The sequence below is a fragment of the Salinimicrobium maris genome (assembly GCF_049680855.1).
Lineage (GTDB): Bacteria > Bacteroidota > Bacteroidia > Flavobacteriales > Flavobacteriaceae > Salinimicrobium.
This window is the reverse complement of the sequence record NZ_JBMPGS010000002.1, coordinates 405,863-431,450: the sequence shown is the minus strand read 5'-3', so window position 1 is coordinate 431,450 and position 25,588 is coordinate 405,863. Positions and strand designations below refer to the sequence as shown.

At 39.9% G+C, this 25,588-nt stretch carries 24 protein-coding genes; 13 read left to right on the top strand and 11 right to left on the bottom strand.

The window, feature by feature from the left end; genetic code table 11:
- The 10 genes from ilvA (at position 1) to argH (ending at position 10,823) form a co-directional block, all read left to right on the top strand.
- Entirely contained in the window at positions 1 to 1,275 is a 1,275-nt protein-coding gene (gene ilvA / locus ACOV1Q_RS07445) for a threonine ammonia-lyase IlvA (RefSeq protein ID WP_424493765.1), read from the top strand.
- Between the two features lie 335 nt (positions 1,276 to 1,610).
- On the top strand, positions 1,611 to 2,249 hold the full coding sequence (locus ACOV1Q_RS07440) for a GNAT family N-acetyltransferase (RefSeq protein WP_424493764.1): 639 nt from the start codon (positions 1,611 to 1,613) through the stop codon (positions 2,247 to 2,249).
- A gap of 74 nt (positions 2,250 to 2,323) precedes the next feature.
- Positions 2,324 to 3,511 (top strand): argininosuccinate synthase, encoded by a 1,188-nt coding sequence (locus ACOV1Q_RS07435; RefSeq protein ID WP_424493763.1) that lies wholly within the window; start codon positions 2,324 to 2,326, stop codon positions 3,509 to 3,511.
- Positions 3,508 to 4,473 carry an N-acetyl-gamma-glutamyl-phosphate reductase gene (argC, locus tag ACOV1Q_RS07430; protein ID WP_424493762.1) on the top strand — a complete coding sequence of 322 codons (966 nt, stop codon included), beginning with the start codon at positions 3,508 to 3,510 and terminating at the stop codon, positions 4,471 to 4,473. Before ACOV1Q_RS07435 ends, argC begins: the two co-directional genes overlap by 4 nt.
- Positions 4,474 to 4,506: 33 nt before the next feature.
- Positions 4,507 to 5,301, top strand: a complete 795-nt coding sequence (gene proC, locus ACOV1Q_RS07425; protein ID WP_424493761.1) for a pyrroline-5-carboxylate reductase — start codon at positions 4,507 to 4,509, stop codon at positions 5,299 to 5,301.
- Positions 5,302 to 5,303: 2 nt separating this feature from the next.
- A complete protein-coding gene (locus ACOV1Q_RS07420; RefSeq protein ID WP_424493760.1) occupies positions 5,304 to 6,437 on the top strand; it encodes an aspartate aminotransferase family protein in 1,134 nt (377 codons plus the stop codon).
- 141 nt (positions 6,438 to 6,578) lie between these two features.
- The gene (locus ACOV1Q_RS07415) at positions 6,579 to 7,514 is read left to right on the top strand and encodes an N-acetylornithine carbamoyltransferase (RefSeq protein ID WP_424493759.1); all 936 of its coding nucleotides are present in this window, start codon (positions 6,579 to 6,581) and stop codon (positions 7,512 to 7,514) included.
- Complete coding sequence (gene argB, locus ACOV1Q_RS07410) at positions 7,511 to 8,290, top strand: acetylglutamate kinase (protein WP_424493758.1); 780 nt, start codon at positions 7,511 to 7,513, stop codon at positions 8,288 to 8,290. Before ACOV1Q_RS07415 ends, argB begins: the two co-directional genes overlap by 4 nt.
- The gene (locus tag ACOV1Q_RS07405; protein ID WP_424493757.1) at positions 8,290 to 9,360 is read left to right on the top strand and encodes a M20 family metallo-hydrolase; all 1,071 of its coding nucleotides are present in this window, start codon (positions 8,290 to 8,292) and stop codon (positions 9,358 to 9,360) included. The genes argB and ACOV1Q_RS07405 overlap by 1 nt, the downstream gene beginning before the upstream one ends.
- A 176-nt stretch (positions 9,361 to 9,536) precedes the next feature.
- A complete protein-coding gene (gene argH, locus ACOV1Q_RS07400; protein WP_424493756.1) occupies positions 9,537 to 10,823 on the top strand; it encodes an argininosuccinate lyase in 1,287 nt (428 codons plus the stop codon).
- A 114-nt stretch (positions 10,824 to 10,937) separates the two neighbouring features.
- Here argH and leuB read toward each other — a convergent pair whose 3' ends face one another.
- From leuB to ACOV1Q_RS07380, 4 genes are read right to left on the bottom strand one after another with little or no spacing between them, the layout of a single operon-like run.
- Positions 10,938 to 12,053, bottom strand: coding sequence for a 3-isopropylmalate dehydrogenase (leuB, locus tag ACOV1Q_RS07395; protein WP_424493755.1), 1,116 nt, complete (start codon positions 12,051 to 12,053; stop codon positions 10,938 to 10,940).
- Positions 12,022 to 12,642, bottom strand: coding sequence for a 3-isopropylmalate dehydratase small subunit (leuD, locus tag ACOV1Q_RS07390; RefSeq protein WP_424493754.1), 621 nt, complete (start codon positions 12,640 to 12,642; stop codon positions 12,022 to 12,024). Before leuD ends, leuB begins: the two co-directional genes overlap by 32 nt.
- Positions 12,642 to 14,024: a 3-isopropylmalate dehydratase large subunit gene (leuC, locus tag ACOV1Q_RS07385; RefSeq protein ID WP_424493753.1), complete on the bottom strand. Its 1,383-nt coding sequence runs from the start codon at positions 14,022 to 14,024 to the stop codon at positions 12,642 to 12,644. The genes leuD and leuC overlap by 1 nt, the downstream gene beginning before the upstream one ends.
- Positions 14,024 to 15,193, bottom strand: coding sequence for a 2-isopropylmalate synthase (locus tag ACOV1Q_RS07380; protein ID WP_424493752.1), 1,170 nt, complete (start codon positions 15,191 to 15,193; stop codon positions 14,024 to 14,026). Before ACOV1Q_RS07380 ends, leuC begins: the two co-directional genes overlap by 1 nt.
- 148 nt (positions 15,194 to 15,341) lie before the next feature.
- Between ACOV1Q_RS07380 and ACOV1Q_RS07375 the strand changes: the two genes are divergently transcribed.
- Positions 15,342 to 16,889: a hypothetical protein gene (locus tag ACOV1Q_RS07375; RefSeq protein ID WP_424493751.1), complete on the top strand. Its 1,548-nt coding sequence runs from the start codon at positions 15,342 to 15,344 to the stop codon at positions 16,887 to 16,889.
- Here ACOV1Q_RS07375 and ACOV1Q_RS07370 read toward each other — a convergent pair.
- From ACOV1Q_RS07370 to panB, 4 genes are all read right to left on the bottom strand, one after another.
- Positions 16,882 to 17,583, bottom strand: a complete 702-nt coding sequence (locus tag ACOV1Q_RS07370; RefSeq protein ID WP_424493750.1) for an RluA family pseudouridine synthase — start codon at positions 17,581 to 17,583, stop codon at positions 16,882 to 16,884. The genes ACOV1Q_RS07375 and ACOV1Q_RS07370 overlap by 8 nt on opposite strands.
- A complete protein-coding gene (locus ACOV1Q_RS07365; protein ID WP_424493749.1) occupies positions 17,576 to 18,019 on the bottom strand; it encodes a hypothetical protein in 444 nt (147 codons plus the stop codon). The genes ACOV1Q_RS07370 and ACOV1Q_RS07365 overlap by 8 nt, the downstream gene beginning before the upstream one ends.
- Positions 18,016 to 18,801: a CPBP family intramembrane glutamic endopeptidase gene (locus ACOV1Q_RS07360; RefSeq protein ID WP_424493748.1), complete on the bottom strand. Its 786-nt coding sequence runs from the start codon at positions 18,799 to 18,801 to the stop codon at positions 18,016 to 18,018. Before ACOV1Q_RS07360 ends, ACOV1Q_RS07365 begins: the two co-directional genes overlap by 4 nt.
- A gap of 97 nt (positions 18,802 to 18,898) precedes the next feature.
- Complete coding sequence (gene panB, locus ACOV1Q_RS07355) at positions 18,899 to 19,717, bottom strand: 3-methyl-2-oxobutanoate hydroxymethyltransferase (RefSeq protein ID WP_424493747.1); 819 nt, start codon at positions 19,715 to 19,717, stop codon at positions 18,899 to 18,901.
- A 63-nt stretch (positions 19,718 to 19,780) separates the two neighbouring features.
- Here panB and ACOV1Q_RS07350 point away from each other — a divergent pair, with 63 nt between their 5' ends.
- Positions 19,781 to 20,257 carry a nuclear transport factor 2 family protein gene (locus ACOV1Q_RS07350; protein ID WP_424493746.1) on the top strand — a complete coding sequence of 159 codons (477 nt, stop codon included), beginning with the start codon at positions 19,781 to 19,783 and terminating at the stop codon, positions 20,255 to 20,257.
- Between the two features lie 99 nt (positions 20,258 to 20,356).
- Here the strand turns inward: ACOV1Q_RS07350 and ACOV1Q_RS07345 are convergent, their stop codons facing one another.
- A complete protein-coding gene (locus ACOV1Q_RS07345) occupies positions 20,357 to 21,781 on the bottom strand; it encodes an L-serine ammonia-lyase (protein ID WP_424493745.1) in 1,425 nt (474 codons plus the stop codon).
- A gap of 214 nt (positions 21,782 to 21,995) precedes the next feature.
- On the opposite strand from ACOV1Q_RS07345, the gene dnaK reads away from it, so the two are divergent.
- A complete protein-coding gene (gene dnaK, locus ACOV1Q_RS07340) occupies positions 21,996 to 23,921 on the top strand; it encodes a molecular chaperone DnaK (RefSeq protein ID WP_424493744.1) in 1,926 nt (641 codons plus the stop codon).
- A gap of 168 nt (positions 23,922 to 24,089) precedes the next feature.
- Here dnaK and ACOV1Q_RS07335 read toward each other — a convergent pair whose 3' ends face one another.
- Both ACOV1Q_RS07335 and ACOV1Q_RS07330 read right to left on the bottom strand, forming a co-directional pair.
- Positions 24,090 to 24,686 (bottom strand): HD domain-containing protein, encoded by a 597-nt coding sequence (locus ACOV1Q_RS07335; protein WP_424493743.1) that lies wholly within the window; start codon positions 24,684 to 24,686, stop codon positions 24,090 to 24,092.
- Positions 24,686 to 25,573, bottom strand: a complete 888-nt coding sequence (locus tag ACOV1Q_RS07330; protein WP_424493742.1) for a YitT family protein — start codon at positions 25,571 to 25,573, stop codon at positions 24,686 to 24,688. Before ACOV1Q_RS07330 ends, ACOV1Q_RS07335 begins: the two co-directional genes overlap by 1 nt.
- Between the last annotated feature and the right edge of the window lie 15 nt (positions 25,574 to 25,588).

The window sequence follows — 25,588 nt, the reverse complement described above, 5'->3', positions numbered from 1 at the left end:
ATGAGCGACACTCTCACGAAAAATAAAAAGTACAGGCCGCAAATTGCTGCTGTAAAGGAAGCCGCAGAACGCATAGCGAATGTGTCAGTATTGACACCATTAGCGCATTCGCTTACGTACAGCAGGAAATACGGGGCAAATGTCTTCCTTAAACGGGAAGACCTGCAACAGGTACGTTCTTATAAAATTCGTGGCGCTTATAACAAAATTTCAAGTCTGCCGAGACAACAGCTGGAAAAAGGAGTAATTTGTGCCAGTGCGGGAAATCATGCACAAGGAGTAGCTTTTGCCTGCAATAACCTGGAAGCAAAGGGAGTTATTTATATGCCCATCACTACACCCCGGCAGAAAGTGGAACAAACACAAATGTTTGGCGGGAAATGGGTTGAGGTGATCCTTGAAGGAGATACTTTTGACGATTCCTATAAAGCCGCTATGATTCATGGTGATAAACATTCCTTAGTTTTTATTCATCCTTTTGATGATGAGAAAGTGATTGAAGGGCAGGCAACCATTGGATTGGAAATGTTGGAACAATCAAAAGATACGATTGATTATATTTTTGCTCCGCTTGGAGGAGGCGGTTTACTTGCCGGACTTTCCTCTGTTTTTAAACAGCTATCACCAAACACCAAAATAATTGGAGTGGAACCCGATGGTGCTGCTTCCATGACATTTGCATTGAGGGAAGGGAAAGTGGCAGAACTGGAAGAAATAGAGAGATTTGTGGATGGTGCTGCCGTTCAGAAAGTAGGTGTCCGGAATTTTGATCTTTGTAAAGAAAATCTGGATCAAATGTTCACAGTGCCTGAAGGAAAAATTTGTCAAACCATCCTTGACCTTTATAGTCAGGATGCAATTGTCGCAGAACCTGCCGGGGCCATGGCCCTTAGCGCACTTGATTTTTTTGCAGAAGAAATTCAGGGAAAAAATGTTGTTTGCCTCGTAAGCGGAGGAAACAACGACATCACCAGGATGGCAGAAATTAAAGAAAGAGCTTTATTGTACGCCGGACTCAAACATTATTTCATTGTGCGTTTTCCGCAAAGGGCGGGTGCTCTTAAAGAATTTGTCGCCACCGTGCTGGGGCCAAATGATGACATCACACATTTTGAGTATTCAAAAACTCATAATCGCGAAAATGGTCCTGCAGTGGTTGGAATCGAGTTAAAGGACCGGAATGACTACGAACCTTTGGTAAAACGTATGAAAGAACAAAATTTTTACGGGCAGTATTTAAATAATAATCAAGATCTTTTTCAATTTTTAGTGTGATTCTCTTGATTATTATAAAATTAAAAGTACTTTTACAATATGCATACAGTAAGTCAAATAATAAGGCCAGTTTTCCGCCGCCGGATGCCCATCCGCAGGTAAGGAATATCTTCAATACAGCATCGTCCAATAATTATTTGATATTTTACAGTTTGAACCACATCTTTTACATATTTCTAAACTTTATTTTCAGAATTTCTTCTGAAGGTTTTTCCATGCCGCGCCGCCATTTCCGCCGCACGTTTGTGCGCGCTTAAATCTATGGAACTTAGGTGAGTCCGGTTCCCCCTTCGAAAACCAATCCTTTTTTAAACTTTTACTAAAATTTTTAGCATATGAAAATTGTCATTGCTAATGAATCTCATGCTCATTACGCAGAGATTATTTGTGAAACCATTGCAGAATCGGCTAAAGTCCGTGGGACCGGTATTGCGCGAAGAACACCTGAATACATTCTGAAAAAAATGGCGAATGGAAATGCCATTATTGCATTAGACGGGGAAAAATTTGCAGGTTTCTGCTACATAGAAGTTTGGAGCCACGAGAAATTTGTGGCGAACTCAGGCTTAATAGTACATCCCGATTATAGAAATCAGGGACTTGCAAAGGACATCAAAAAAGCCATTTTTGAGCATTCACGAAAGAAATATCCCAATGCTAAGATCTTCGGAATTACTACTGGACTGGCAGTAATGAAGATTAATTATGAGCTGGGGTATCAGCCTGTGACCTTTTCTGAATTAACAGATGATGAAAGCTTTTGGAGTGGCTGTCAAACCTGTAAAAATTTTGATATTCTTACCCGTACAGAGAGAAAAATGTGTTTGTGTACAGGAATGTTATACGATCCTGCAAAAAAGGAAAAGAGCCAAAAAGATCCTCAAAAGCAAAGCAGGTTAAATGATAATACATTCAAAAGGCTGAAAAATATCAAGCAGACCTTGTTCTTTAAAAAGGAAAAGAGTGAGAACTGAGACTCCTGGTCTGCAATCCCATCTCCTTAAGTGAGAGGAACAAGAAATTTGAATATAGATATAAACAAAACAGAATGAAAAAAGTAGTAATAGCATACAGCGGAGGTCTTGATACTTCTTATTGTGCTAAATATTTATCAAAAGAAGAAAACTTTGAAGTGCATGCGGTGAGTGTGAACACCGGTGGATTTTCAGATGAGGAAATCAATAAAATTGGAGAGAAGGCAAAGAAAATTGGAGCGGAATCTTATAAAAATATAAATGCGGTTTCTTCCTTTTATCAAAAGGTGGTGAAATACCTCATTTTTGGAAATGTATTGAAGAACGATACGTATCCACTTTCTGTGAGTGCAGAAAGGATCATTCAGGCAATCGAAATTGTGAATTACGCGAAAGAAATAGGAGCAGAGCACATTGCGCATGGAAGTACTGGTGCAGGAAACGATCAGGTGCGATTTGATATGATCTTTCAGATTTTGGCACCAGGAATTAACATCATTACTCCAATTAGGGATAAAAAACTGACCAGACAGGAAGAGATAGAATACCTTCAGGCGAACGGAGTGGATATGAACTGGGAAAAAGCAAAATATTCGGTTAACAAAGGACTATGGGGAACCAGCGTTGGTGGGGCTGAAACGCTGACTTCAGAAAAAGCTTTACCGGAAACTGCTTATCCTTCCCAACTTCAGGAGAAAGAGCCAAAGCAGGTGATTCTAACCTTTAAAAAAGGGGAATTAACTGCTGTAAATAGAGAACAAAATGCTCCGGAAAAGAACATTGAAATACTTGAAAACATCGCATCAAAATATGCCATTGGACGGGATATTCACGTGGGCGATACCATCATCGGGATCAAGGGAAGAGTTGGTTTTGAGGCTGCTGCAGCTTTGATCACGATAAAGGCACATCATTTACTGGAAAAGCACACGTTGAGCAAATGGCAGCTTCAGCATAAAGATTATGTTGCAAACTGGTATGGAACTCACCTGCACGAAGGGCAATATCTGGATGCGGTAATGCGTGATTTTGAAGCTTTTCTGCAAAATTCTCAGGAGCAGGTTAGCGGTGATGTTTTTGTCACGCTCCATCCTTACAGGTTCGTGCTCGACGGAATTGAATCTAAAAATGATTTGATGAATTCCCTCTTCGGAAAATATGGGGAAGAAAACAATGCCTGGACAGCAGATGATGCCAAGGGCTTTATTAAAATTATGTCTAATGCAGGGAAAATCTCCCAGCACGTAAAGAACCACCAATGATCCAGGCAGGAATAATAGGCGGCGCCGGATACACAGCTGGTGAATTGATCAGGATTCTGTTGAGGCATCCTGAGGTAAACCTGAATTTTATTTACAGTACTTCCCAGGCAGGAAAGGCGGTGACCAAAATTCATCAGGATATGTTGGGAGAGACCAATCTGCAGTTCAGCGGAGAGATAAATTCAGAAGTTGATGTGGTTTTCCTTTGTTTAGGTCACGGAAATTCGATAAAATTCCTTGAGGAAAACACCTTTTCTGAAACCACTAAAATTGTGGATTTAAGTTCCGATTTCAGGATTTCAGATGAAAGCCATTCCTTCGTTTACGGATTGCCGGAATTTAAAAAGGAAGAAATTCAAAAGGCCAACTTTATAGCAAACCCCGGATGTTTTGCCACAGCAATCACCCTTGCTATTTTGCCTTTGGCTTCTGAAAAGCTATTGAAAGATGAGGTTCATATTAACGCCGTGACGGGCGCAACCGGCGCCGGAACTTCTTTATCTGAAACCACCCATTTTTCGTGGAGGGATAATAATTTTTCTGCATACAAGGCTTTTGAACATCAGCATTTAGCTGAAATAAAACAGAGTGTAAAAAATCTGCAGGAGGATTTTTCTTCATCAATTAATTTCATCCCGAACCGGGGGAATTTTTCTCGAGGAATTCACTGTACAGCCTATACGAACTTCAGTGGAAGTCTGGAAGAGGCTCAGCAGCTTTATCAGGATTATTATAAAGATGCGGCTTTTACTTTTGTAGTGGAGGAGGAATTGCATTTGAAGCAAGTGGTAAATACGAATAAGTGTTTGATAAGGCTTCAGACATTCGGAGATAAACTTTTAATAACTTCTGTGCTGGATAACCTTCTGAAAGGAGCTTCGGGACAGGCGGTTCATAATATGAATTTGATGTTTGGGTTTGAAGAAGCTCTCGGATTAAAATTAAAAGCGAATTATTTTTAGTGTGTTTCCGTAACCAACCAAAAACCAGTAAATATGAAAATAGGAATCCTCGGAGCCGGTAACCTCGGACTTTCCATTGCGAAAGGTCTTATTGTGAACAATGCGTTCACGACACTTTATTTGACGAAACGAAAACCTGAAGACATTAAGGACTACGAAAAGTATCCAAAGGTGACTGTTACAGAAGACAATAAAAAAGCCGTAAAACAGTCAGATATTCTCATTTTTGCGGTGCAGCCAACCCAGCTGGAAGGAATACTCCAAGAGATCAAAGATCTTTTGACCGAAAAACATGTGATCATTTCAACAGTCACAGGCTTCAAAACCGGCAGGATCGAAGCAATTGTTGGGGAAGATCAATTTGTGGTTCGCGCAATGCCGAATACTGCCATTGGGGTTGGAAAATCCATGACCTGTCTTTGCAGTAATGAAAAGGGTCAAAAAAGAGTAGCAATTGCCTCGGCTATTTTCAATCGGTTGGGGACCAGCATGGTAATTCCTGAAAGTAAAATGCAGGCAGCGACCGTGATTTGTGCCAGTGGGATCGCTTTTTGGATGCGCCTTATCCGTGCCACCACCCAAAGTGCAGTACAACTTGGTTTTGACGCAAAAGACGCGCAGGAGCTTTCTATGCAAACCTGTTTGGGTGCTGCCAGTTTATTAATTGAATCGGGCAAACATCCGGAAGAGGAGATCGACAAAGTGACCACCCCAATGGGTTGTACGATCGAAGGGCTCAATGAAATGGAACACCATGGATTGAGTTCCTCCCTCATTCGAGGAATGCAGGCGTCCTTTAAAAAGATCAATAACATTACAGAAAAATAACTATGAATTTATTTGATGTTTACCCGCTTTACGATATCACGCCGGTAAAAGGTGAAGGTGTTTTTGTGTACGATGCAGCAGGAACAAAATATTTAGATCTATATGGCGGCCACGCTGTTATTTCTATTGGTCATTCCCATCCCGATTATGTAAAAACAATTAAAAATCAGGTGGAGAAGCTTGGCTTTTACTCAAATTCGGTTAAGAATCCGTTGCAGGAGGAAATGGCTGAAAAGCTTGAAAAAATCTCCGGATGTAAAGATTACAGTCTGTTCTTATGTAATTCCGGAGCTGAAGCGAATGAAAATGCGTTGAAACTGGCTTCTTTTCATACCGGAAGAAGCCGGATCATTTATTTTGAAAAAGGTTTCCACGGAAGGACTTCCGGAGCAGTCGCTGTGACCGACAATGAATCTATTAAAGCTCCTTTTAACAAGAATCACGAGGTTACTAAACTGGCTTTTGATGATCTTCCTGCGCTGGAAAAAGAGCTTCAGAAAGAAGATGTTGCAGCACTTATTTTTGAGGTAATTCGCGGTGTTGGCGGACTCGAAGAAGCTTCTGCGGAATATTACAAAGCAGCTTCGGTATTGTGCAAAAAATATGGAACTATTCTCATCGCAGATGAAGTACAGTCGGGCTACGGAAGAACAGGCGATTTCTTCGGGTTTCAAAAATACGGAATTCGGCCTGAAATTATTTCCATAGCCAAGGGAATGGGCAACGGATTCCCGATTGGCGGCATTTTAATCGATGAAGCCATAAAACCAAAACACGGAATGCTCGGAACCACTTTTGGAGGAAATCACCTTGCTTGTGCAGCCGGAATTGCTGTGCTTGATGTGATTGAAAAGGAAAACCTACTTCAAAATGCCGAAAACCTGTTCGAATATGTAAAAGAGAAATCGGCTGAAATTCCGCAAATCAAGAAATTATATGGAAGAGGTTTAATGATAGGACTGGAATTTGATTTTGAAATTGCTGCACTTCGAAAGAACCTTTTGTTCAACTATTGTGTCTTTACGGGAGCTTCGTCCAACAAAAAACAACTCAGAATATTACCACCGCTAAATATCCAAAAAGGGCATTTTGAAATCTTTTTTAAAGCTTTGAAAAGCGCGTTAAAGAATTATTAATAATAGATCCAACAGGTTTTGCAAACCTGTTGGATCTCATTAGAGTATAAAGAACGTCTTCCTGAACTTGTTTCAGATCTCCTGGTGAGAAGCTGAAATAAATTCAGTTTGACATAGAATAATTGCAGATTAAATACACGAATGAAAAATTACACCAACTTATCAGATATAGAAAATTTACAGGAACTAATTGAGGAAGCTCTTCAGCTGAAAAAAGAAAATTCCGCGGCAGAAGGAGGAAAAGGAAAAACCCTTGGAATGCTATTTTTCAATCCCAGTCTTCGTACCAGATTAAGCACCGAAAAAGCAGCAAAATTACTGGGGATGGAAGTAATGGTGATGAATGCTGATAAAGACGGCTGGGCACTGGAATTTGAAGACGGCGCCGTTATGGATTTCAATAAAGCCGAACACATTAAAGAAGCGGCTGCTGTTCTTTCTCAGTACTGCGATATCATTGCCGTGCGTGCATTTCCGGGGTTGGTGGATCGTGAAAAAGATGAAGCTGAACAGGTATTGAGCAGCTTTAAAAAATATGCTTCGGTTCCTGTGGTGAACCTGGAGAGCGCCACAGCGCATCCTTTGCAGGCATTGACAGATGCGATCACTATTTCAGAATTAAAAAAGACGAAACGACCAAAAGTTGTGCTTACCTGGGCGCCTCATCCACGGGCGTTGCCACAATCTGTTCCGAATTCATTTGTGGAGGTGATGCAGCGGACAGATGTGGAGCTGGTGATTACCAATCCGGAAGGTTATAATCTTAACCCAAAGATTACAAAAGATACTCCGTTGATCCATAATCAGGAGGAAGCTTTAAAAGATGCCGATTTTGTATATGTGAAGAACTGGAGCAGTTATGAGAATTACGGAAAGATATTAAGCGAAGACAAATCATGGACATTCAGCCAGGAGAAATTAGCAGTGACGAATAATGCAAAGGTTATGCACTGTTTGCCGGTAAGGAGAAACGTTGTCATTGATGATGCAGTTTTGGATAGTGAAAACTCAGTTGTCATTCACCAGGCGAACAACAGGACGTTTGCGGCACAGGCAGTATTAAAAAGATTGTTATGAAAGATCAGGTTGCAAAAGTTGTAAAGATAGGAGGGAAGCTAATTGAAGATGAAAATAAGTTTCAGGAATTCTTAAAGGATTTTTCAGCTTTGGAAGGTCCTAAGATTTTGGTGCATGGTGGAGGAAATTTTGCTACGCAAATTGCACATAAGCTGGGCTATGAAACCAAAATGGTGGACGGTAGAAGGATCACAGATGCAGATTCCCTTAAAGTAATCATAATGACCTACGGCGGACTTATTAATAAGAACATCGTGGCTAAGTTACAGGCTCTGGAATCTAACGCAATTGGACTTTGTGGTGCTGATGGAAAGTCTGTTATTTCTAAAAAACGTAAAGTAAAGGAAATTGATTTTGGCTTCGTGGGGGATATTGAAAAAATAAATTCAGATTTTATATCTTCATTGCTGAAGCAGGAAATTATTCCGGTTTTTTCTGCTATTTCGTGTACGCAGGAAGGGGAATTGTTGAATACTAATGGCGATTCAGTGGCTTCAGCAATAGCAAGGGCAATGAGCGAACTTTATAAAACCGAATTGTATTATTGTTTCGAAAAAAGCGGGGTGTTAGCGAATGCGGCAGATGATGGATCGGTTATAGAAAGTATAGACAAGAAGAAATACCAGGAACTGCTGGACAATAAAATTATTAGTGACGGAATGCTTCCAAAGCTCCAAAATTGTTTTGAGGCGCTCGAAAATGGTGTTTCAGCAGTATATTTAGGAAACTCAGCCCTTCTTCAAAAGAAGTCAACACATACTAAAATCGTACAATAATGAATGTAAAAGCACTTCAGGAGCAGGCAATCGAATTACTTAAAAATTTGATCCAAACGCAGTCTTTTTCCGGAGAGGAAGATAAAACGGCAACCCTGCTGGAAAATTGGTTCAAAGAGAAGGGAATTCCATTTCAGCGAAATCAGAATAACGTTTGGGCAGTCAATAAAAATTTTGATGAATCAAAACCTACACTGCTGCTGAATTCCCATCATGATACCGTCAAACCTAATTTGGCTTACACTCGTGATCCTTTTGAAGCAAAGGTGGAGGACGGGAGATTATACGGTTTGGGAAGTAATGATGCCGGTGGCTGCCTGGTTTCCTTGTTGGCTACTTTTACCTATTTCTATGAAGCCCAAGATTTAGACTACAACTTGCTTTTTGCGGGTACTGCAGAAGAAGAGATCAACGGCAAGAATGGAATTGCATCCCTGTTGCCCATCATTCCAAAAATCGATGTGGCAATTGTAGGGGAACCCACGCTGATGAAGCTTGCCATTGCCGAAAAAGGGCTGATCGTTTTTGATGCTGTGGTTAAAGGAACTCCGTCGCACGCCGCACATCCTAACGATAACAATGCTATTTACAAAACCGCCAAAGTTCTAGATTGGTTTGAAAGATTCAGGTTTGAACAGACTTCAGAATTTTTGGGAGAAGTAAAGCTTACGGTTACGCAAATCAACGCCGGAAGCCAACACAACGTGGTTCCTGCACAGGTAGATTTGGTGATTGATGTGCGTGTAAATGACTGCTATTCCAATGATGAAATTGCTGAAATTTTAAATGAAAAAGCTCCGGTTGATGAGATTAAAGCACGTTCCTTAAGGCTAAATTCTTCATCAATTCCTGAAGACCATGATCTGGTAATTGCAGGAGTTTCTTTAGGAATGGAAACCTATGGTTCCCCAACCTTGTCCGACCAGGCGATGCTGAGTTGTCCATCTTTAAAATTGGGTCCGGGAGATTCGACAAGATCTCATTCTGCAGATGAATTTATTTATGTAAAGGAAATTGAGGAGGGGATAGAAAAATATATAAAATTGCTGGAAAAGGCATTGAAAAAATAAAATATGTAATCCTGAATTTGTCATTTCGTGCTTTCGAAAGTTTCAGGATTTGATTTTTGTAGTACCTCATCCTGAATTGATTTCAGGATCTTATCATAGTGATTCAGTAATACTCTGAGAAGCCGTAACAAGTTCAGCTTGAGGTTAAAAGACAATTTTGAAATAAAATATAAAAAATGAAACTCTGGGACAAAGGAATATCAATAGATAAAAAGATCGAAAAATTCACTGTAGGCAATGACCGCGAATTAGATATGCATTTAGCAGCTTATGATATTACAGCTTCTAAAGCGCATGCTAAGATGTTGGGGAAAGTTGGGATCTTAACTTCGGGAGAGGTTGATGATATGGTTCAGGAACTGGAAAAACTTCAGCAGCAATTAGAAGATGGAGAATTTGTCATTGAGGAGGATTTTGAAGATGTACATTCCAAAATAGAGTATGAACTAACCAAAAGCCTTGGCGATACCGGAAAAAAAATCCATACCGCCCGTTCCAGAAACGATCAGGTTTTAGTGGCAATGCAGCTTTATTTTAAAAAGAACCTGCAGGAAATCTATGGGAAAACAGAAAACCTGATTGATGTGCTTTTAGGTTTGGCAAAGGAACACCAGGAAAAGGTCTTACCAGGTTATACTCATTTACAGGTGGCCATGCCGTCTTCTTTCGGGTTGTGGTTTTCGGCGTATGCAGAATTGCTAATTGACGATTTGTACCTGCTGGAAGCCGGATTAAAAGTTGTTGATCAGAATCCTTTAGGGTCGGCTGCTGGTTATGGTTCCTCTTTTCCAATCGACAGGGAATTCACTACCAAAGAACTTGGATTTTCAACAATGAAGTATAATGTGGTAGCGGCTCAAATGAGTCGTGGAAAATCTGAAAGAACCGTGACTTCAAATATTGCTTCACTGGCAAATACCTTGACCCGCTATGCTATGGATATTTGTTTATATATGAGTCAGAATTTTGACTTTATTACATTTCCCGATGAACTCACTACCGGCTCTAGTATCATGCCCCACAAGAAAAATCCGGATGTTTTTGAATTGATACGTGGGAAATGTAACAAGCTACAGGCAATTGCAAATGAAATGATCCTGATCACGAACAACCTTCCTAGCGGGTACCACCGGGATTTCCAGTTGATCAAGGAAAACAGTATTTATGCTGTAGAAAATATCAAGGAAATTCTGGATGTGTTCATCCATTCCATTGCTTTAATAAAGGTCAAAAAGGTTAATCTTGAAGATGAGAAGTATAAATACCTTTTTACAGTAGATAGTATCAATGATCTTGTGATGCAGGGTAATTCTTTTAGGGAAGCCTATAAAGAAATTGGAGGTCAGGTTCAGCAAGGAACTTACCAGCCAGTCACTTCAAAAAAGCATTCCCATACAGGAAGTAAAGATAACCTTGCCCTCACCCAAATCGCAGGAAAGAAAGAGGCTGCAAAAAGGTCATAAATGCATCCATTTTTATGAGAATGAAATAAAGTGTAAAAATTAAAAAACCTCTCATGTTGGCTAAAACCTTGGTTGATGAGAGGTCTTGAAAAAAGAAAAAGTAAAAAGAACAAGCTAAATAATTGTCATTTGTCCGAGGCTTACGTTTTCATCATTAATGATCTGGTTGTCGGGGTCCGATATATTTAATTCAATAAATTCTCCGACTTTTTTAGTGCCATACTCGCTGGATTTATTGATGTCTGGAGTGCAAATGTTGTGATTGATACTAACTTCTACAGCTTTGCGTACTGCTTCTGCTTCTTCAGTTAAATTGAAATGATCCAAAAGCATTGCTGCAGAAAGGATAGAGGCAAAAGGGTTGGCAATGCCTTTTCCCGTGGCCTGAGGGTATGAACCGTGAATGGGTTCAAACATAGCATATCTTTTTCCTATTGAAGCTGAAGCCAGTAAACCAATGCTGCCACCAATAACACTGGCTTCATCAGAAAGAATGTCTCCAAACATATTTTCGGTCAAGATCACATCAAACTGAGTAGGATTCAATATCATTTGCATCGCTGCATTGTCAATAAAAAGAAAATCAAGTTCAACGCCCCTATATTCCTTAGAAAGATTTGTCACGGTTTTCCTCCACAGCCTGGAGGTTTCTAAAACATTGGCTTTATCTACCAGGGTAAGTTTCTTTCTTCTCTTTTGAGCTGCTTTAAAAGCAAGATGAGCAATTCTTTCAATTTCTTGTACAGAATAAGTGCACACATCTGTCGCACTTATTCCATCTTCAGCCGTATTTCTTTCACCAAAATAGATTCCACCGGTCAATTCCCGAAAAATTTCTATGTCTGCCCCGGCAATTCGTTCGGGACGTAAAGGAGATTGATCCAGAAGTTTCTGGTAGGTTTTTACGGGGCGAATGTTGGCAAACAATCCCAGTTCTTTCCTAAGCCTAAGCAGACCTTGCTCTGGCCTTACCTTCGCTTCCGGATCATTATCATATTTTGGATCTCCAATGGCACCAAATAAAACTGCATCACAATTTTTACATAATTCCAGTGTTCCTTCGGGAAGGGGGGAATTCAGTAGATCTATTGCAGCGGCACCCACCACTGCTTTGTCAAAGGAAAAGTCGTGATCAAATCTTTCGGCAACGGCCTTTAATACCCTGACCGACTGTTCTGTTATTTCCGGGCCTATTCCATCACCCGGCAATACTGCTATTTTTAATTTCATAACTGAATTTTTTTTCTTCGTATTTTTTTATAGAATCTAACTTGCTCACGAGATAATCAATATCATCAAATCCATTTATAAGACAGGTTTTTTTATACGGATCAATGCTGAAACTTTCAGCTTCTCCCGTACCGGCAATTTCAATTTTCTGATTTTCCAGATCAACTGTAATTTCTTCGGAAGGATTTTTAGTAACTGTTGAAAATAAGATTGCCAGGAACTCTGGACTTACCTGTACCGGAAGTAATCCATTATTCAAAGCATTTCCTTTAAAAATATCTGCAAAATAACTGGAAACTACTACTTTGAATCCGTAGGCTTTAAGGGCCCAGGCAGCGTGTTCTCTGCTTGAACCACAACCAAAATTGTCACCGGCAATTAAAATTGTTCCGTTATAAGTAGGATCATTTAAAGTAAAATCTTGGTTTTTGTTTCCGTTTTTATCAAATCTCCAGTCCCTAAAAAGATTTTCTCCAAAACCAGCCCTGTCTGTTGCTTTTAAAAATCTGGCAGGAATAATCTGGTCGGTATCAATATTTTCGATCTCTAAAGGAACTGCCGTATCTGTTAATGTTATAAATTTTTCCATTAGTTGAGGCTTTCGGTGTAATTGATCAATTTCCCGGCAATGGCCGTGGCAGCAGCAGTCAACGGACTCGCAAGAATGGTTCTGGAACCCTGGCCCTGCCTTCCTTCAAAATTTCTGTTGCTGGTGGAAACACAATATTCGCCTTCAGGTATTTTATCATCATTCATTGCAAGACAAGCGGAACAACCTGGCTGGCGAAGTACAAAACCTGCTTCCTCAAAAACATTTTGTAAGCCTTCAGCTTTGATCTGTTCCGCGACCTGCCTTGAACCAGGAACGATAAGTGCATTCACGTTCTCTGCTTTTCTTTTTCCCTTAATGTAAGAAGCTGCCATTCTAAAATCTTCAATTCTGGAATTTGTACAACTGCCAATAAAGATGTAATTGATAGGCTTTTCCAATAAAGATTCTCCAGGATTGAAGCCCATATAAGCCAAGGCTTTTGTGTCACTTTTCCCTGCTTCAACAGGAATGGCACCAGAAATTTTGATTCCCATACCAGGATTGGTACCATAAGTGATCATGGGTTCTATGTCTTCAGCATCAAAGGAATATTCCTTATCAAATTCGGCATCATTATCGGTTTTTAAAGTTTTCCAGTAAGCTTTAAGTTTTTCAAATTGTTCTCCTTTAGGAGCAAATTCGCGGCCTTTCACATATTCATAAGTGGTTTGATCTGGAGCGATTAGACCGCCTCTTGCACCCATTTCAATACTCATGTTGCATACGGTCATCCTGCCTTCCATAGACATTTCTTCAAAGACATTTCCTGCATATTCACAGAAATATCCGGTTCCTGAATTCGTACCCAGTTTGCTAATGATGTACAGGATCACATCCTTGGGAAGAACTCCTCTCCGAAGTTTTCCATTCACATTCACACGCAATTTTTTAGGTTTTTCCACCAACACGCACTGGCTGGCGAAAACCTGAGCCACCTGGCTTGTCCCAATTCCGAAGGCTATGGTTCCAAAAGCTCCGTGAGTAGAGGTGTGACTGTCGCCACAAACCATGGTCATTCCGGGTTGGGTGATTCCGAGTTCAGGAGCCATGACATGAACAATTCCGTTGTAGGGATGTCCCAGTCCATAGAGCGTAATATTATTTTCTTTACAGTTTTGAGACAGTTCCTGCAACTGGTGACGAGACAATAAATCCTTCACCGGTAAATGTTGATTTTCGGTGGGAGTATTGTGATCTGCAGTGGCTATAATTTTTTCGCTTCTAAATACGGGAATATTTCTCTCCTTTAACTCATTAAAGGCTTGTGGGCTCGTCACTTCATGTATTAAATGCTTATCAATATACAGGATGTCTGGCCCGTTGGGAATTGACTCTACCACGTGCGCATCCCAGATCTTATCAAATAACGTTTTTCTCATTAGGCGATTGCTCTGTTTTTTCTTGACAACTCCATGATCTCATGAATGTCATTATCGACGACTTCTTTTCTTACATCGGCATAGTTCAGAAATTCAGTGTAAACCGAATCTAACTGAAGCTTGGTTAAATCATACCCCATCTTCTTAGCCCTATAAGCAAGTGCAGCACGACCACTGCGGGCCGTTAACACAATGGCAGATTCTGTCACACCAACATCTGCAGGATCTATGATCTCATAGGTTTCTCTGTTCTTGATCACTCCATCCTGGTGAATTCCAGAGCTGTGAGCAAAAGCATTAGCGCCTACAATAGCTTTATTTGGCTGTACCAGCATTCCCATTTCCCGGGAAACCATCGTGCTGGTGTCATAAAGGAATTTAGGGTTAATGGCTGTTGTAAGATTTAAGGTTGGATGTTGCCTTAGAATCATTACCACTTCCTCTAAAGAGGTATTCCCCGCGCGTTCTCCAATACCATTGATGGTGCATTCGATTTGACGTGCACCATTTGAGATCCCGGCAATGGCATTGGCTGTGGCCATGCCTAAATCGTTATGGCAATGGCAGGAAATTCTCACCTTATGAATTCCGGGTACATTTTCCTTAAGATATTTTATCTTTTTACCATATTCTTCGGGAAGACAGTAACCGGTAGTATCAGGTATGTTTAAGACTGTAGCACCAGCTTTTATGGCAGCGGTACAAACCTTCGCCAAAAACTCATTTTCTGTACGTCCGGCATCCTCGGCATAAAACTCTACATCCTCAACAAACTTTTTAGCGTAGGAAACTGCTTCAATTGCACGATCAATTATACCCTCACGGGTAGAATTGAATTTGTATTTTATATGAGAATCCGAAGTTCCTATTCCAGTATGAATGCGTGGTTTTTTAGCAAATTTCAGCGCTTCTGCCGCAACTTCAATATCTTTTTTAACCGCACGGGTAAGTCCGCAAACTGCAGCGTTTTTTACCATTTTTGAGATCTCAGTAACAGATTTGAAATCTCCGGGACTGGAAACGGGAAAACCAGCTTCGATAACGTCTACACCCATTTCATCCAGGCGCGCAGCGATTTTTAACTTTTGGTTTGTATTCAATTTGCAGCCAGGAACCTGTTCTCCATCACGTAATGTTGTGTCAAAAATTTCTACCTTTTCTGTGCTCATAAGAGAATTTTTTTACTTTATCTTTAACTAATGTATCGGTTATAATCTCCAATGAAGAAAATCCAGGAAAGGTCATTACGATAATTGACAGGAGTTTTATAAAGTGTAAATATATGATGTTCAATAAGTTAAAATCTTTCTTTTTACAATGACCAACGAATCAACCGACAACCTTTTTTCTTTAATTCAATCTTTATCTCCTTCAGAAAAAAGGCAATTTTCACTTTATGTTGGAAGAATTGGAGTAAATGCAGACAGCAAGTTTTTGAATTTGTTTAAGGTAATGTCGAGGCTCAAAAAATATGATGAGCAACAAATTCTGAAGAATACAAGAATCAGTAAACGCCAGTTGTCTAATGTAAAAGCCCATTTATACAAACAAATTTTAATTAGTCTGCGGCTGAACCCTTCACACCAGAATGTTTCGGTTCATATAAGGGAACAACTTGATTTTGCAGTAATCCTATATCGTAAAGGTTTGTATAAGCAAAGTCTTAAACTTCTTGATAAGGTAAAGTCCACGGCATTGTACTATGAAGAAAAAAATGTTGCTTATGAAATTCTGGATTGGGAAAAGATCATAGAGTCACAATACATTACCCGCAGCATTGAAAACCGCGCAGAAATTCTTATTAAGGAAACTGAAGAGCTCAGCCGGTTAAATCTTATCGCCAGTAAACTCTCAAATCTTTCGCTTCATCTTTACGGGATTTTCTTGAAAATGGGCTACGCACGAACAGAAGCCGAAGCAATAAAAATAAAAGAAGATTTTCAAAAAGGTCTTCCGGAGTATGACTTTAAAGAACTCGGATTTCGTGAAAAGTTATGGCTTTACAAGGCTTCTTTGTGGTACAGTTTTATTTCACAGGATTTTCTCTCCTGTTACCGTTATTCCTCTAAGTGGAATGAGCTCTTTAACGAGTATCCACATTTAATCTCTGTACACCCGGTTTCTTACCTAAAAGGAAATCATTACTTGCTGGAATCTTTATTTTATTTAGGTCATACAACTTTGTTTGAAAAGGTGCTAGTAAATCTGGATAACAACTTAAAGGATCCCAAGATTCCTGATGACGACAATATTGCTGCGCTTGCTTTTCTATACCTCTATTCGAATAAATTAAATTTAAGGTTCATGAAAGGGGATTTTTCTAATGGCGAACCACTGGTAGAAAAAATTGAGAAGAAGATCAAGAAATTCCGCAGCAGGATTGACGAGCATCACATTATGATCTTTTATTACAAAATCGCCTGTTTATATTTTGGTGATGGGGATAACAAGAAATGCATTGTTTATTTAAAAAAGATCATCAATAATAAGTCTTTGGAAATGCGGGAAGACCTTATGTGTTTCGCCAGAATTCTAAACCTGGTAGCACATTATGAAGCCGGAATGGATTATTATTTGGAGAGTCTTATAAAATCTACCTATAAATTCCTCATCAAAATGAACGATCTTCATGAGGTTCAGAAAGAAATGATAAGATTTCTTCGAAATTTACCCGATGTTTCCCCATTGGAAATCAAGCAGGAATTTAAGAATCTACATCAAAGATTAAAGCAATATGAAGATCATCCTTTTGAGCGAAGAGCTTTTCTATACCTTGACATTCTTTCCTGGCTGGAAAGCAAGATCGACAGCAAACCCGTTGCCGAAATCATCCAGAAACGGATTAATGGATTGATCGTTAAGTAAAACAAGCATCCCAAAGAGGATCTTCCGGAGGAGGCGCAATAATATTAATGGGCTCTTTTTTCACCGGATGCATAAAAGACAGCCTTCTTGCGTGAAGGTGAATGCTCCCGTCTTTATTGCTGCGGTCAAACCCATATTTGAGATCTCCTTTTATGGGAGAACCTATTGATGATAATTGACTTCTTATCTGGTGGTGTCTTCCCGTGTGAAGGTCTATTTCGAGTAGGTAATAATTATTGAGCTTTTTTAATAAATGATACTCCAAAATGGCCTTTTTGGAATCCGGTACTTCTTTGATGTGGGCGTAAGATTTATTTTGTTTGGGGTTGCGCTTCATGAAATGCATCAGTGTTCCTTCTGAATGTGGCGGCGCATTCTTTACAATTGCCCAATAAGTCTTTTTCGCATCTTTTTCTTTAAAGAGCTTGTTAAGCCGTGGAAGCGCCTTGGAGGTTTTAGCAAAAAGTACGATTCCGCTGGTTGGGCGATCAAGGCGGTGAACTACACCCAAGTATACGTTCCCTGGTTTGTTGTATTTAATTTTAAGGTACTCTTTTACAACCTCACTTAGCGGAAGATCTCCTGTTTTATCACCCTGAACGATATCACCCGGCCGTTTATTTACCACAATTAAATGATTGTCCTCATGAAGGACCTGAAGATTCTGTGGAGTAGAAATTATTTTACTAGTCAAAAAGTGGATTTTTACTGGGTTTTATAGTAGCATTTAAGAAGACATCTTTTCCAAGATTTCTTTCTACGGAAGCAATAGCGTTCTCCAGGATCCAAAGGTCTTCTTTAGCTATTAAATCAGTGTTGATTTTTAGATGGCCATAAGATGCGAAAAAGGTGATTTCGCCGGCAAATTTTTTAACACGGGTTACCTCTTTTAAATTGATTTTTTTCTTTCTCTGAAAGATGATATTCAGTATTAGTTCATTGTTGCTAATCTCTAAATATTTTTCTTTTCTTTTATAAAAATACTGGACAAGATTTAGAATTCCCACGGCCGAAAGACCATAACTTAGAAAAGGATTCTGAAATACAAAGCCAAGGCAGCCTAATGCGAAAAAACATCCTCCTAAAAGAAAATCTGTTCTTAAATGCCTTTTTGAAAACCTAATTCTCATATTTCCGAAAATCTTTTTGTCTTAACTGAAGGAATCAGCTTTAGTGCTACTAAAGTTAAAATAATTCCGAAGATAAATAGGCTCCAGTATATAATTCCAAAGTTGAGCCAGTTGAGCCAATTGGCATGCAAATCGGCGTAAATAAACAGCATCAACCCGAAAGCGTTGTATAGAAAATGTAACAGCATGGAATAAATAATTCTTCCGGTTTTTAGATAGATTATTCCACTTATGATCCCAAAGAGAAAGGCCGGAATCAAGTTCAATGGTGTCTCCCAGTGAATGAGAGAGAATAGGAGTGAAGTGGTGAACAGCGCCATCAGAAAGCCGTTTTCCTGAAGCAATTTTCTAAGTAAAAACTTTCTGAAAAACGTTTCTTCCAGTACAGGTGCAATGAAGAGCGCTGTAATACTTGTGTAAATTCTATAGGTGCTAAACCCGTTAAAGCTGAAGTTTGCAGGTGTATGCGAAAAGATCCTGTCTAAATCGGCAAAGGGGCGGTTGATAAATTCTGTTCCCAGGGTTATTAGCAATAGCAATAAAATGATGAACAGATCAATCTTTTTTGGCCGAAAAAGGTTTTTCTTTAAATGAGGTTTCCAGAAGAAATAAAAAATTGTGGAATAAGCAACTATCCGGGCGGTTACTAAAGCTGTCCCCAGCACATGCCCACCATGTTTTGAACTTATTACAGTATCAAAAATAAGGTAAAACAGCAGCTGAATTCCCATTTCAAGAAGAACAAGCAAAATGGTCAGTAAGATAGCCTTTGCTATTTTCATGATTCTGATTAAAGAAAAACAACTTCCCCCGAAATGAACGTGCGGTGCTGTAACTAGCTCGTGAAAATTCTAACTTTGTACTTTTTACTTCGTAGTTCTAATATTGTTCCTCATCTGAAGGGAAACTTCTGCTCTTCACATCATCCCTGAAACCTTCAAATGCTTTTGTCATTTCACTGTACAAATCTGCATAGCGGCGCAGGAACCGTGGGTGAAATTCATGTGTCATTCCCAGCATGTCATGGACCACCAAAACCTGGCCGTCAACGCCATTTCCGGCACCTATTCCAATGACGGGGATAGTAAGACTTTCGGCAACTTCTTTTGCAAGTTTTGCAGGTACCTTTTCAAGGACCAGGGCAAAACAACCGGCTTTTTCGAGCATAAGGGCATCATTCTTCAGCTTCTCAGCTTCGGCTTCTTCCTTGGCACGAACGGTGTAAGTGCCAAATTTGTAGATAGACTGCGGAGTTAGCCCAAGGTGCCCCATTACGGGAATTCCGGCGTGGAGAATTCTCTTTACTGAATCTTTTATTTCTTTACCACCTTCAAGTTTTACAGCATGTCCGCCACTTTCTTTCATTATTCGAATAGCCGAACGCAAAGCTTCCTTTGGATCACTTTGGTAACTCCCGAAGGGAAGATCTACCACCACCAATGCCCGCTGGACGGCCCGAATCACGCTGGCTGCATGATAGATCATCTGGTCAAGAGTAATAGGCAGGGTAGTTTCATGGCCCGCCATGACATTACTGGCAGAATCACCAACGAGAATTACATCAATGCCTGCACCATCCACTATTTTTGCCATGGTAAAGTCATAAGATGTAAGCATGGAGATCTTTTCTCCATTTGACTTCATTTCCACAAGAGATTTTGTGGTGATGCGTTTATATTCCTTTTTTGCGACTGACATTCGGTGTGGTTTAAATTTCAGGTAAAAGTACTAAATTAGCTTTCTACATTCAAACAAAAGGATATGAAGAACCTTGTGATTACTATATTTATTTCTGTTTTTGGATTTTCTGCTTTTGCTCAGGAAGTTTCAGAGGAAGAAAAAGTAAAAGAGGTCGTAAATACCTTTTTTGAAGGTTTTCATAGCAGGGATTCTCTAATGATGAAATCTGTTGTAAATGATGGGGTTCTAATGCAATCTATTGGAAAAAATCCACAAGGGGAAGCAGTGCTACAAAATCAGGATTTTTCGCAATTTCTAAAGTCAATAGTTTCAATTCCGGCAACGACAAACTTTAAAGAACAGTTACATTCATACGATATAGAAATTGAAGGAGATATGGCAAAGGCCTGGACCCCATATTCATTATTCGTAAATGAAGTGCTACAGCATTGCGGTGTAAATTATTTTCAGCTTTATAAAATGAACGGGGAATGGAAAATCATCTATCTCGTGGATACCAGGAAAAAAGAAGGATGTGAAACAATCCGAAATAGGTAAGATACAGGGAACAGGGAATGCTGAACTTTTCAACTGAAGCAAAGTAGCTGTTTTTCACTTCCAGAATTTAATCTCTCACTTCTAAGATCTAACTTTTCCCTAGCAATCACTCAAACTAACCCTTACTGCCAGTCCGCCTTCTGAAGTTTCCTTGTACTTGGAGTTCATATCTTTTGCAGTTTCCCACATGGTTTCAATTACCTTGTCTAAAGGCACTTTGGCGTGAGAAGCATCACTGTCAAGGGCAAGTTCTGCGGCGTTGATGGCTTTAATGGCTCCCATGGAATTCCTTTCTATACATGGAATTTGTACGAGCCCCGCTATAGGATCACAGGTAAGCCCAAGATGATGTTCCATGGCTATTTCACTGGCCATCATTACCTGCGCTGGTGTGCCACCCAAAACTTCAGTTAAGGCACCTGCCGCCATGGAAGAAGAGACGCCAATTTCTGCCTGGCAACCTCCCATGGCTGCCGAAATGGTCGCACCTTTTTTGAACAGACTGCCAATTTCGCCGGCTACCAGTAAAAATTGTTTTATTTTATCAAAGCCGGCGTCATGATTTTCTATGGTAAGATAGTACATGAGCACAGCCGGGATCACACCAGCGCTTCCGTTTGTGGGCGCGGTCACTACTCTTCCTAATGAAGCATTTACTTCATTTACCGCCAGGGCAAAGCAGCTTACCCATTTTAGAATGCTGCGGAATTTAACTTCGGTTTTACGAATGGCTTCAATCCATTCTTCCGGAGAATCATATTCCAGGTCTCCTATTAGTTTTTGATGAGAATCATAAGCTCTTCGTCTCACATTAAGTCCGCCGGGAAGTTTTCCTTCCGTATGACAGCCAATATACATTGATTCCAGCATGACATCCCAAACAGCTTTAAGACCTGCATCAATCTCTTCTTCGCTTCGAAGAGATTTTTCATTTTCGTAAACAATTTCAGAAATTTTCTTGTTTTCCTGTTTGCAAAAAGCTGCGAGATCTGTTCCTTTTGTGATAGGAAAAGGAAATTCGGCAAATTTGGCCATTTTTTTCTTTGCCTGGCTGCGTTCTTCTTTTACGACAAAACCTCCGCCAATAGAATAGAATGTAGAAAACGTTTTCTTTCCGGAGGAAAGAAAAGCGGTAAACTTCATTCCGTTGGGATGAAAAGGAAGAAATTTTTTATTGAAAATAACATCCTTATCCATGTCAAAATCTATCGTACGCTCCCCATTAAGATTTAAACGTTTGAATGTTTTAATAGTATTGATTTCGGGATCGATGTTCTCTACAGGCACTGTGACAGGGTCATAACCCAATAATCCCAGGATGGAAGCAAGATCTGTTGCATGGCCTTTTCCGGTTAGGGATAAAGAACCATAAAGATCTATCCTAATTTTTTGAACTTCATCAAATCTTTGGGATTTCTTAAGTTCCTGGATCCATCTTTCTCCTGCTCTCCAGGGCCCCAAAGTGTGCGAACTAGAAGGGCCAACTCCAATTTTGAGCATGTCAAAAACACTTATACTTTCCATACCTGCAATTTAGGCTGCAAAAGTAATAATCCTTTAGGAAGATAAAGAGGAAAAAGAAAGTAAAGCGCTGCTTATTTTAGAATCTTCTTCCGCAGAAAAGGCCTCTGAAATGCCATTTATGACATCCTGTCATAAAATTCCTGCTGGCATAATGATTGACTTTTAGAGAATGTTGAAAAAAATTAGTGAACAATAAATAACAACCTATAGAATTATGAGTAAGATTATTGGAATCGACTTAGGAACTACCAACTCGTGCGTTGCCGTAATGGAGGGGAACGAACCAACGGTAATTCCTAATGCCGAAGGAAAAAGAACTACCCCTTCTGTAATTGCATTTGTAGAAGGTGGCGAAATAAAAGTAGGAGACCCGGCGAAACGTCAGGCGGTTACAAACCCAACCAAAACCATTTCCTCTATTAAGAGATTTATGGGGAACAAATATTCTGAATCTTCAAAAGAGGCAGGAAGAGTTCCTTATAAAGTAGTGAAAGGTGATAATGATACGCCTCGTGTAGAAGTAGACGGAAGAAAATATACTCCACAGGAACTTTCAGCAATGATTCTTCAGAAAATGAAGAAAACTGCTGAAGATTATCTTGGACAGGATGTAACCGAAGCGGTAATTACCGTTCCTGCATATTTTAATGACTCTCAGCGTCAGGCTACAAAAGAGGCCGGAGAAATTTCCGGACTTAAGGTAAGACGTATCATTAACGAACCAACCGCAGCTGCTTTAGCATACGGGTTGGATAAAAAATCTCAGGATCAAAAGATCGCGGTTTATGACCTTGGTGGTGGTACATTCGATATTTCTATCCTTGAATTAGGAGACGGTGTATTTGAAGTACTTTCTACAAATGGTGATACGCACCTTGGTGGTGATGATTTTGATGAGGTGATCATCGACTGGCTGGCAGATACTTTCCAGAAAGCCGAAGACATTGACCTTAGAAAAGATCCTATGGCACTTCAGCGTTTAAAAGAAGCTGCGGAAAAAGCTAAAATTGAGCTTTCTTCGTCTTCTCAAACTGAAATTAACCTGCCTTACGTAACTGCGACTGCAAGCGGACCAAAGCACCTTGTAGAGACCTTAACAAGATCTAAATTTGAGCAACTTGCCGATTCTTTGGTAAAACGTTCTATGGATCCTGTTCAAAAAGCACTTAGCGATGCAGGTCTTTCAAAAAGTGATATCGACGAGGTAATTCTTGTGGGTGGTTCTACACGTATTCCTAAGATTCAGCAGGAAGTAGAAAGCTTCTTCGGAAAAAAACCTTCTAAAGGTGTAAACCCAGATGAGGTAGTAGCGATTGGTGCTGCAATCCAGGGTGGTGTATTGACCGGAGACGTAAAAGATGTACTGCTTCTTGATGTAACTCCGCTTTCATTGGGTATTGAAACCATGGGAGGAGTGAATACGAAGCTTATAGAATCAAATACTACGATCCCAACTAAGAAATCACAAACATTCTCTACCGCGGCCGATAATCAGCCATCTGTTGAGATCCATGTGTTACAGGGAGAGCGTCCAATGGCAGCCGATAATAAAACTATTGGTAGATTCCACTTAGATGGAATTCCACCAGCGCCAAGAGGAACACCTCAAATTGAAGTAACTTTTGATATTGATGCCAACGGTATCATTAAAGTAAGCGCTACAGATAAAGCTACCGGAAAATCTCAGGACATTCGTATCGAAGCCTCTTCAGGACTTACTGAAGAAGAAATCGAAAAAATGAAGCAGGAAGCCGAAGCAAATGCTGAAACTGATAAAAAAGCCAAAGAAAAAGTAGATAAGCTGAATGAAGCTGATGCTATGATCTTCCAGACTGAAAAGCAACTGAAGGAATTTGGTGATAAACTTTCTGATGAGAAGAAAAAGCCAATCGAAGATGCTTTGGAAGAACTAAAGAAAGCGTACGAAACTAAAGAAGTTGAAACCATTCAGCCTGCTTTGGACAAGATCAATGAAGCATGGAAAACAGCTTCTGAAGAAATGTACAAAGCGCAAGCCGAAGCTGGTGGGCAACCAGGAGGACCACAACAAGGTGCTACGGGAGCTCAGGGAGGAGAAGCCGCAGGCGACTCTAAGCAAGGTGACGACGTAGAAGACGTGGACTTTGAAGAAGTGAAGTAGGTCAATTTAATGACTTCTTTTCCAAGCGCAAGCGAGGGATCTTCAGAAGATTAAAATTGAAAGCGCAACCGGAGTATTTTGGTTGCGCTTTTTTTATTATTAGAATCTAAACCTATTCAATAAAGGTGAAAATACCTCTTATTTTAGTAAAGGCTCTGTTGCCTTTCTTCAGCATTTTCTACCATGTGATTGTCGCTGTTTCACTTTTTGCAGATTTTCCCGTTTCACGGGTTCCAGATGTTTTCTGCCATAATTTGTGTGATACGTATGACTTGAAATAAAATCAATTTGAATTTGATCCCATTCTTTCCGGGTTAATTCTGGCTGAAAATGCTTTATTTCCTTAAAAAAATTACTGCTGAACTCTTCAAAATTGTTTGTTCCCAGGTATTGCAGGTCTGCATCGGCCACTATTTTTTCAAGATGCGTTTTTGGCTGTTGAGGAATGTGCGTAGCAATGATCATTCCGCAGATCCTATCAATTTCAGTGGCATCAAAACCATGAAGTTTTAACTCGCGGGTAGCAATTTCGCAGCTAAGCCTCTCGTGATCTTCCCGCTGAATTAAAAATCCGGAGTCATGATAAAGCGCTGCAAATTTTACGAGTAAAATGTCATTTTTGGATAGCTTTTCTTGTAAACCTATAAACTCTGCTTGCTCAATAACATAATTTGTATGAGTGGAATTGTGATAGGTTAGCCAACTGGACAGGGCGGAATCAAAATGTTTTAATAGCTGGGTTGAAATGTGCTTAAAATCTGCCATTAATGAACCTGGTTGTTATGTTTCCCAATGCCACCTTTTACTTCTTTAATCCTTTGTACGTAAAAGAAAGCTTCAGGATCCAATTCCTGAATTCGCTGCTTGATCCTGTGAATTTCAATTCGGGTTACGATGGTCATCACGATATCGCAGTCATGGCTTTCGTGGAAACTTTCAGGTAGATATCCTCTTTCGCCTTTGTAGACTGTAATTGCTTTTCCGAAGTCATTCACAATAATAGATTTAATTTCGCCACAGTTCTTGGAAATTATGGAAAGAGCAGTGAACTCTTCAAAGCCATCTACCACATAATCTGAAGTTTTCATGGCAGTGTAATAAACCAGAATAGAATACATCGCAGTTTCTACCCCAAACTCAAAGGCAGCTCCAATAAAAAGAAGCGTATTGAAGCACATGATGATCTCACTGGTAGAAAATCCTATTTTTTTGTTGGTATAGTGGGCTATAATCTCAAGTCCGTCAATAACACCGCCACCCCGAATGACTAGGCCAATACCCAATCCAATAAGAAATCCGCCGAAAACCGCGATAAGAACCTTGTCATTGGTCACTTCGGGAATGGCAATAAAAGTCATAAGTATGGCGAGAAGAACGATGGCTAAAGAGGCATTTACACTAAAAGTTTTTCCAATCTTTCTATAGCCCAGGTATAAAAACGGAAGGTTGAAGATGATAAGGGAGGCACTAAAGGGAATATGAAAAACTTCTTCAAGTAAAATGGAAATTCCGGTAACTCCGCCGTCGAGAAAATGATTGGGAATCATGAAGCCTTGAAGTGCAACAAGGGCAGAGATCACACCAAGAACGGTATATATTATAGATGATAGGGAAAAAATTGATTTCCAGTTAACTTTTTGGGAACCGCTCATGCCTTACTCCTTTTT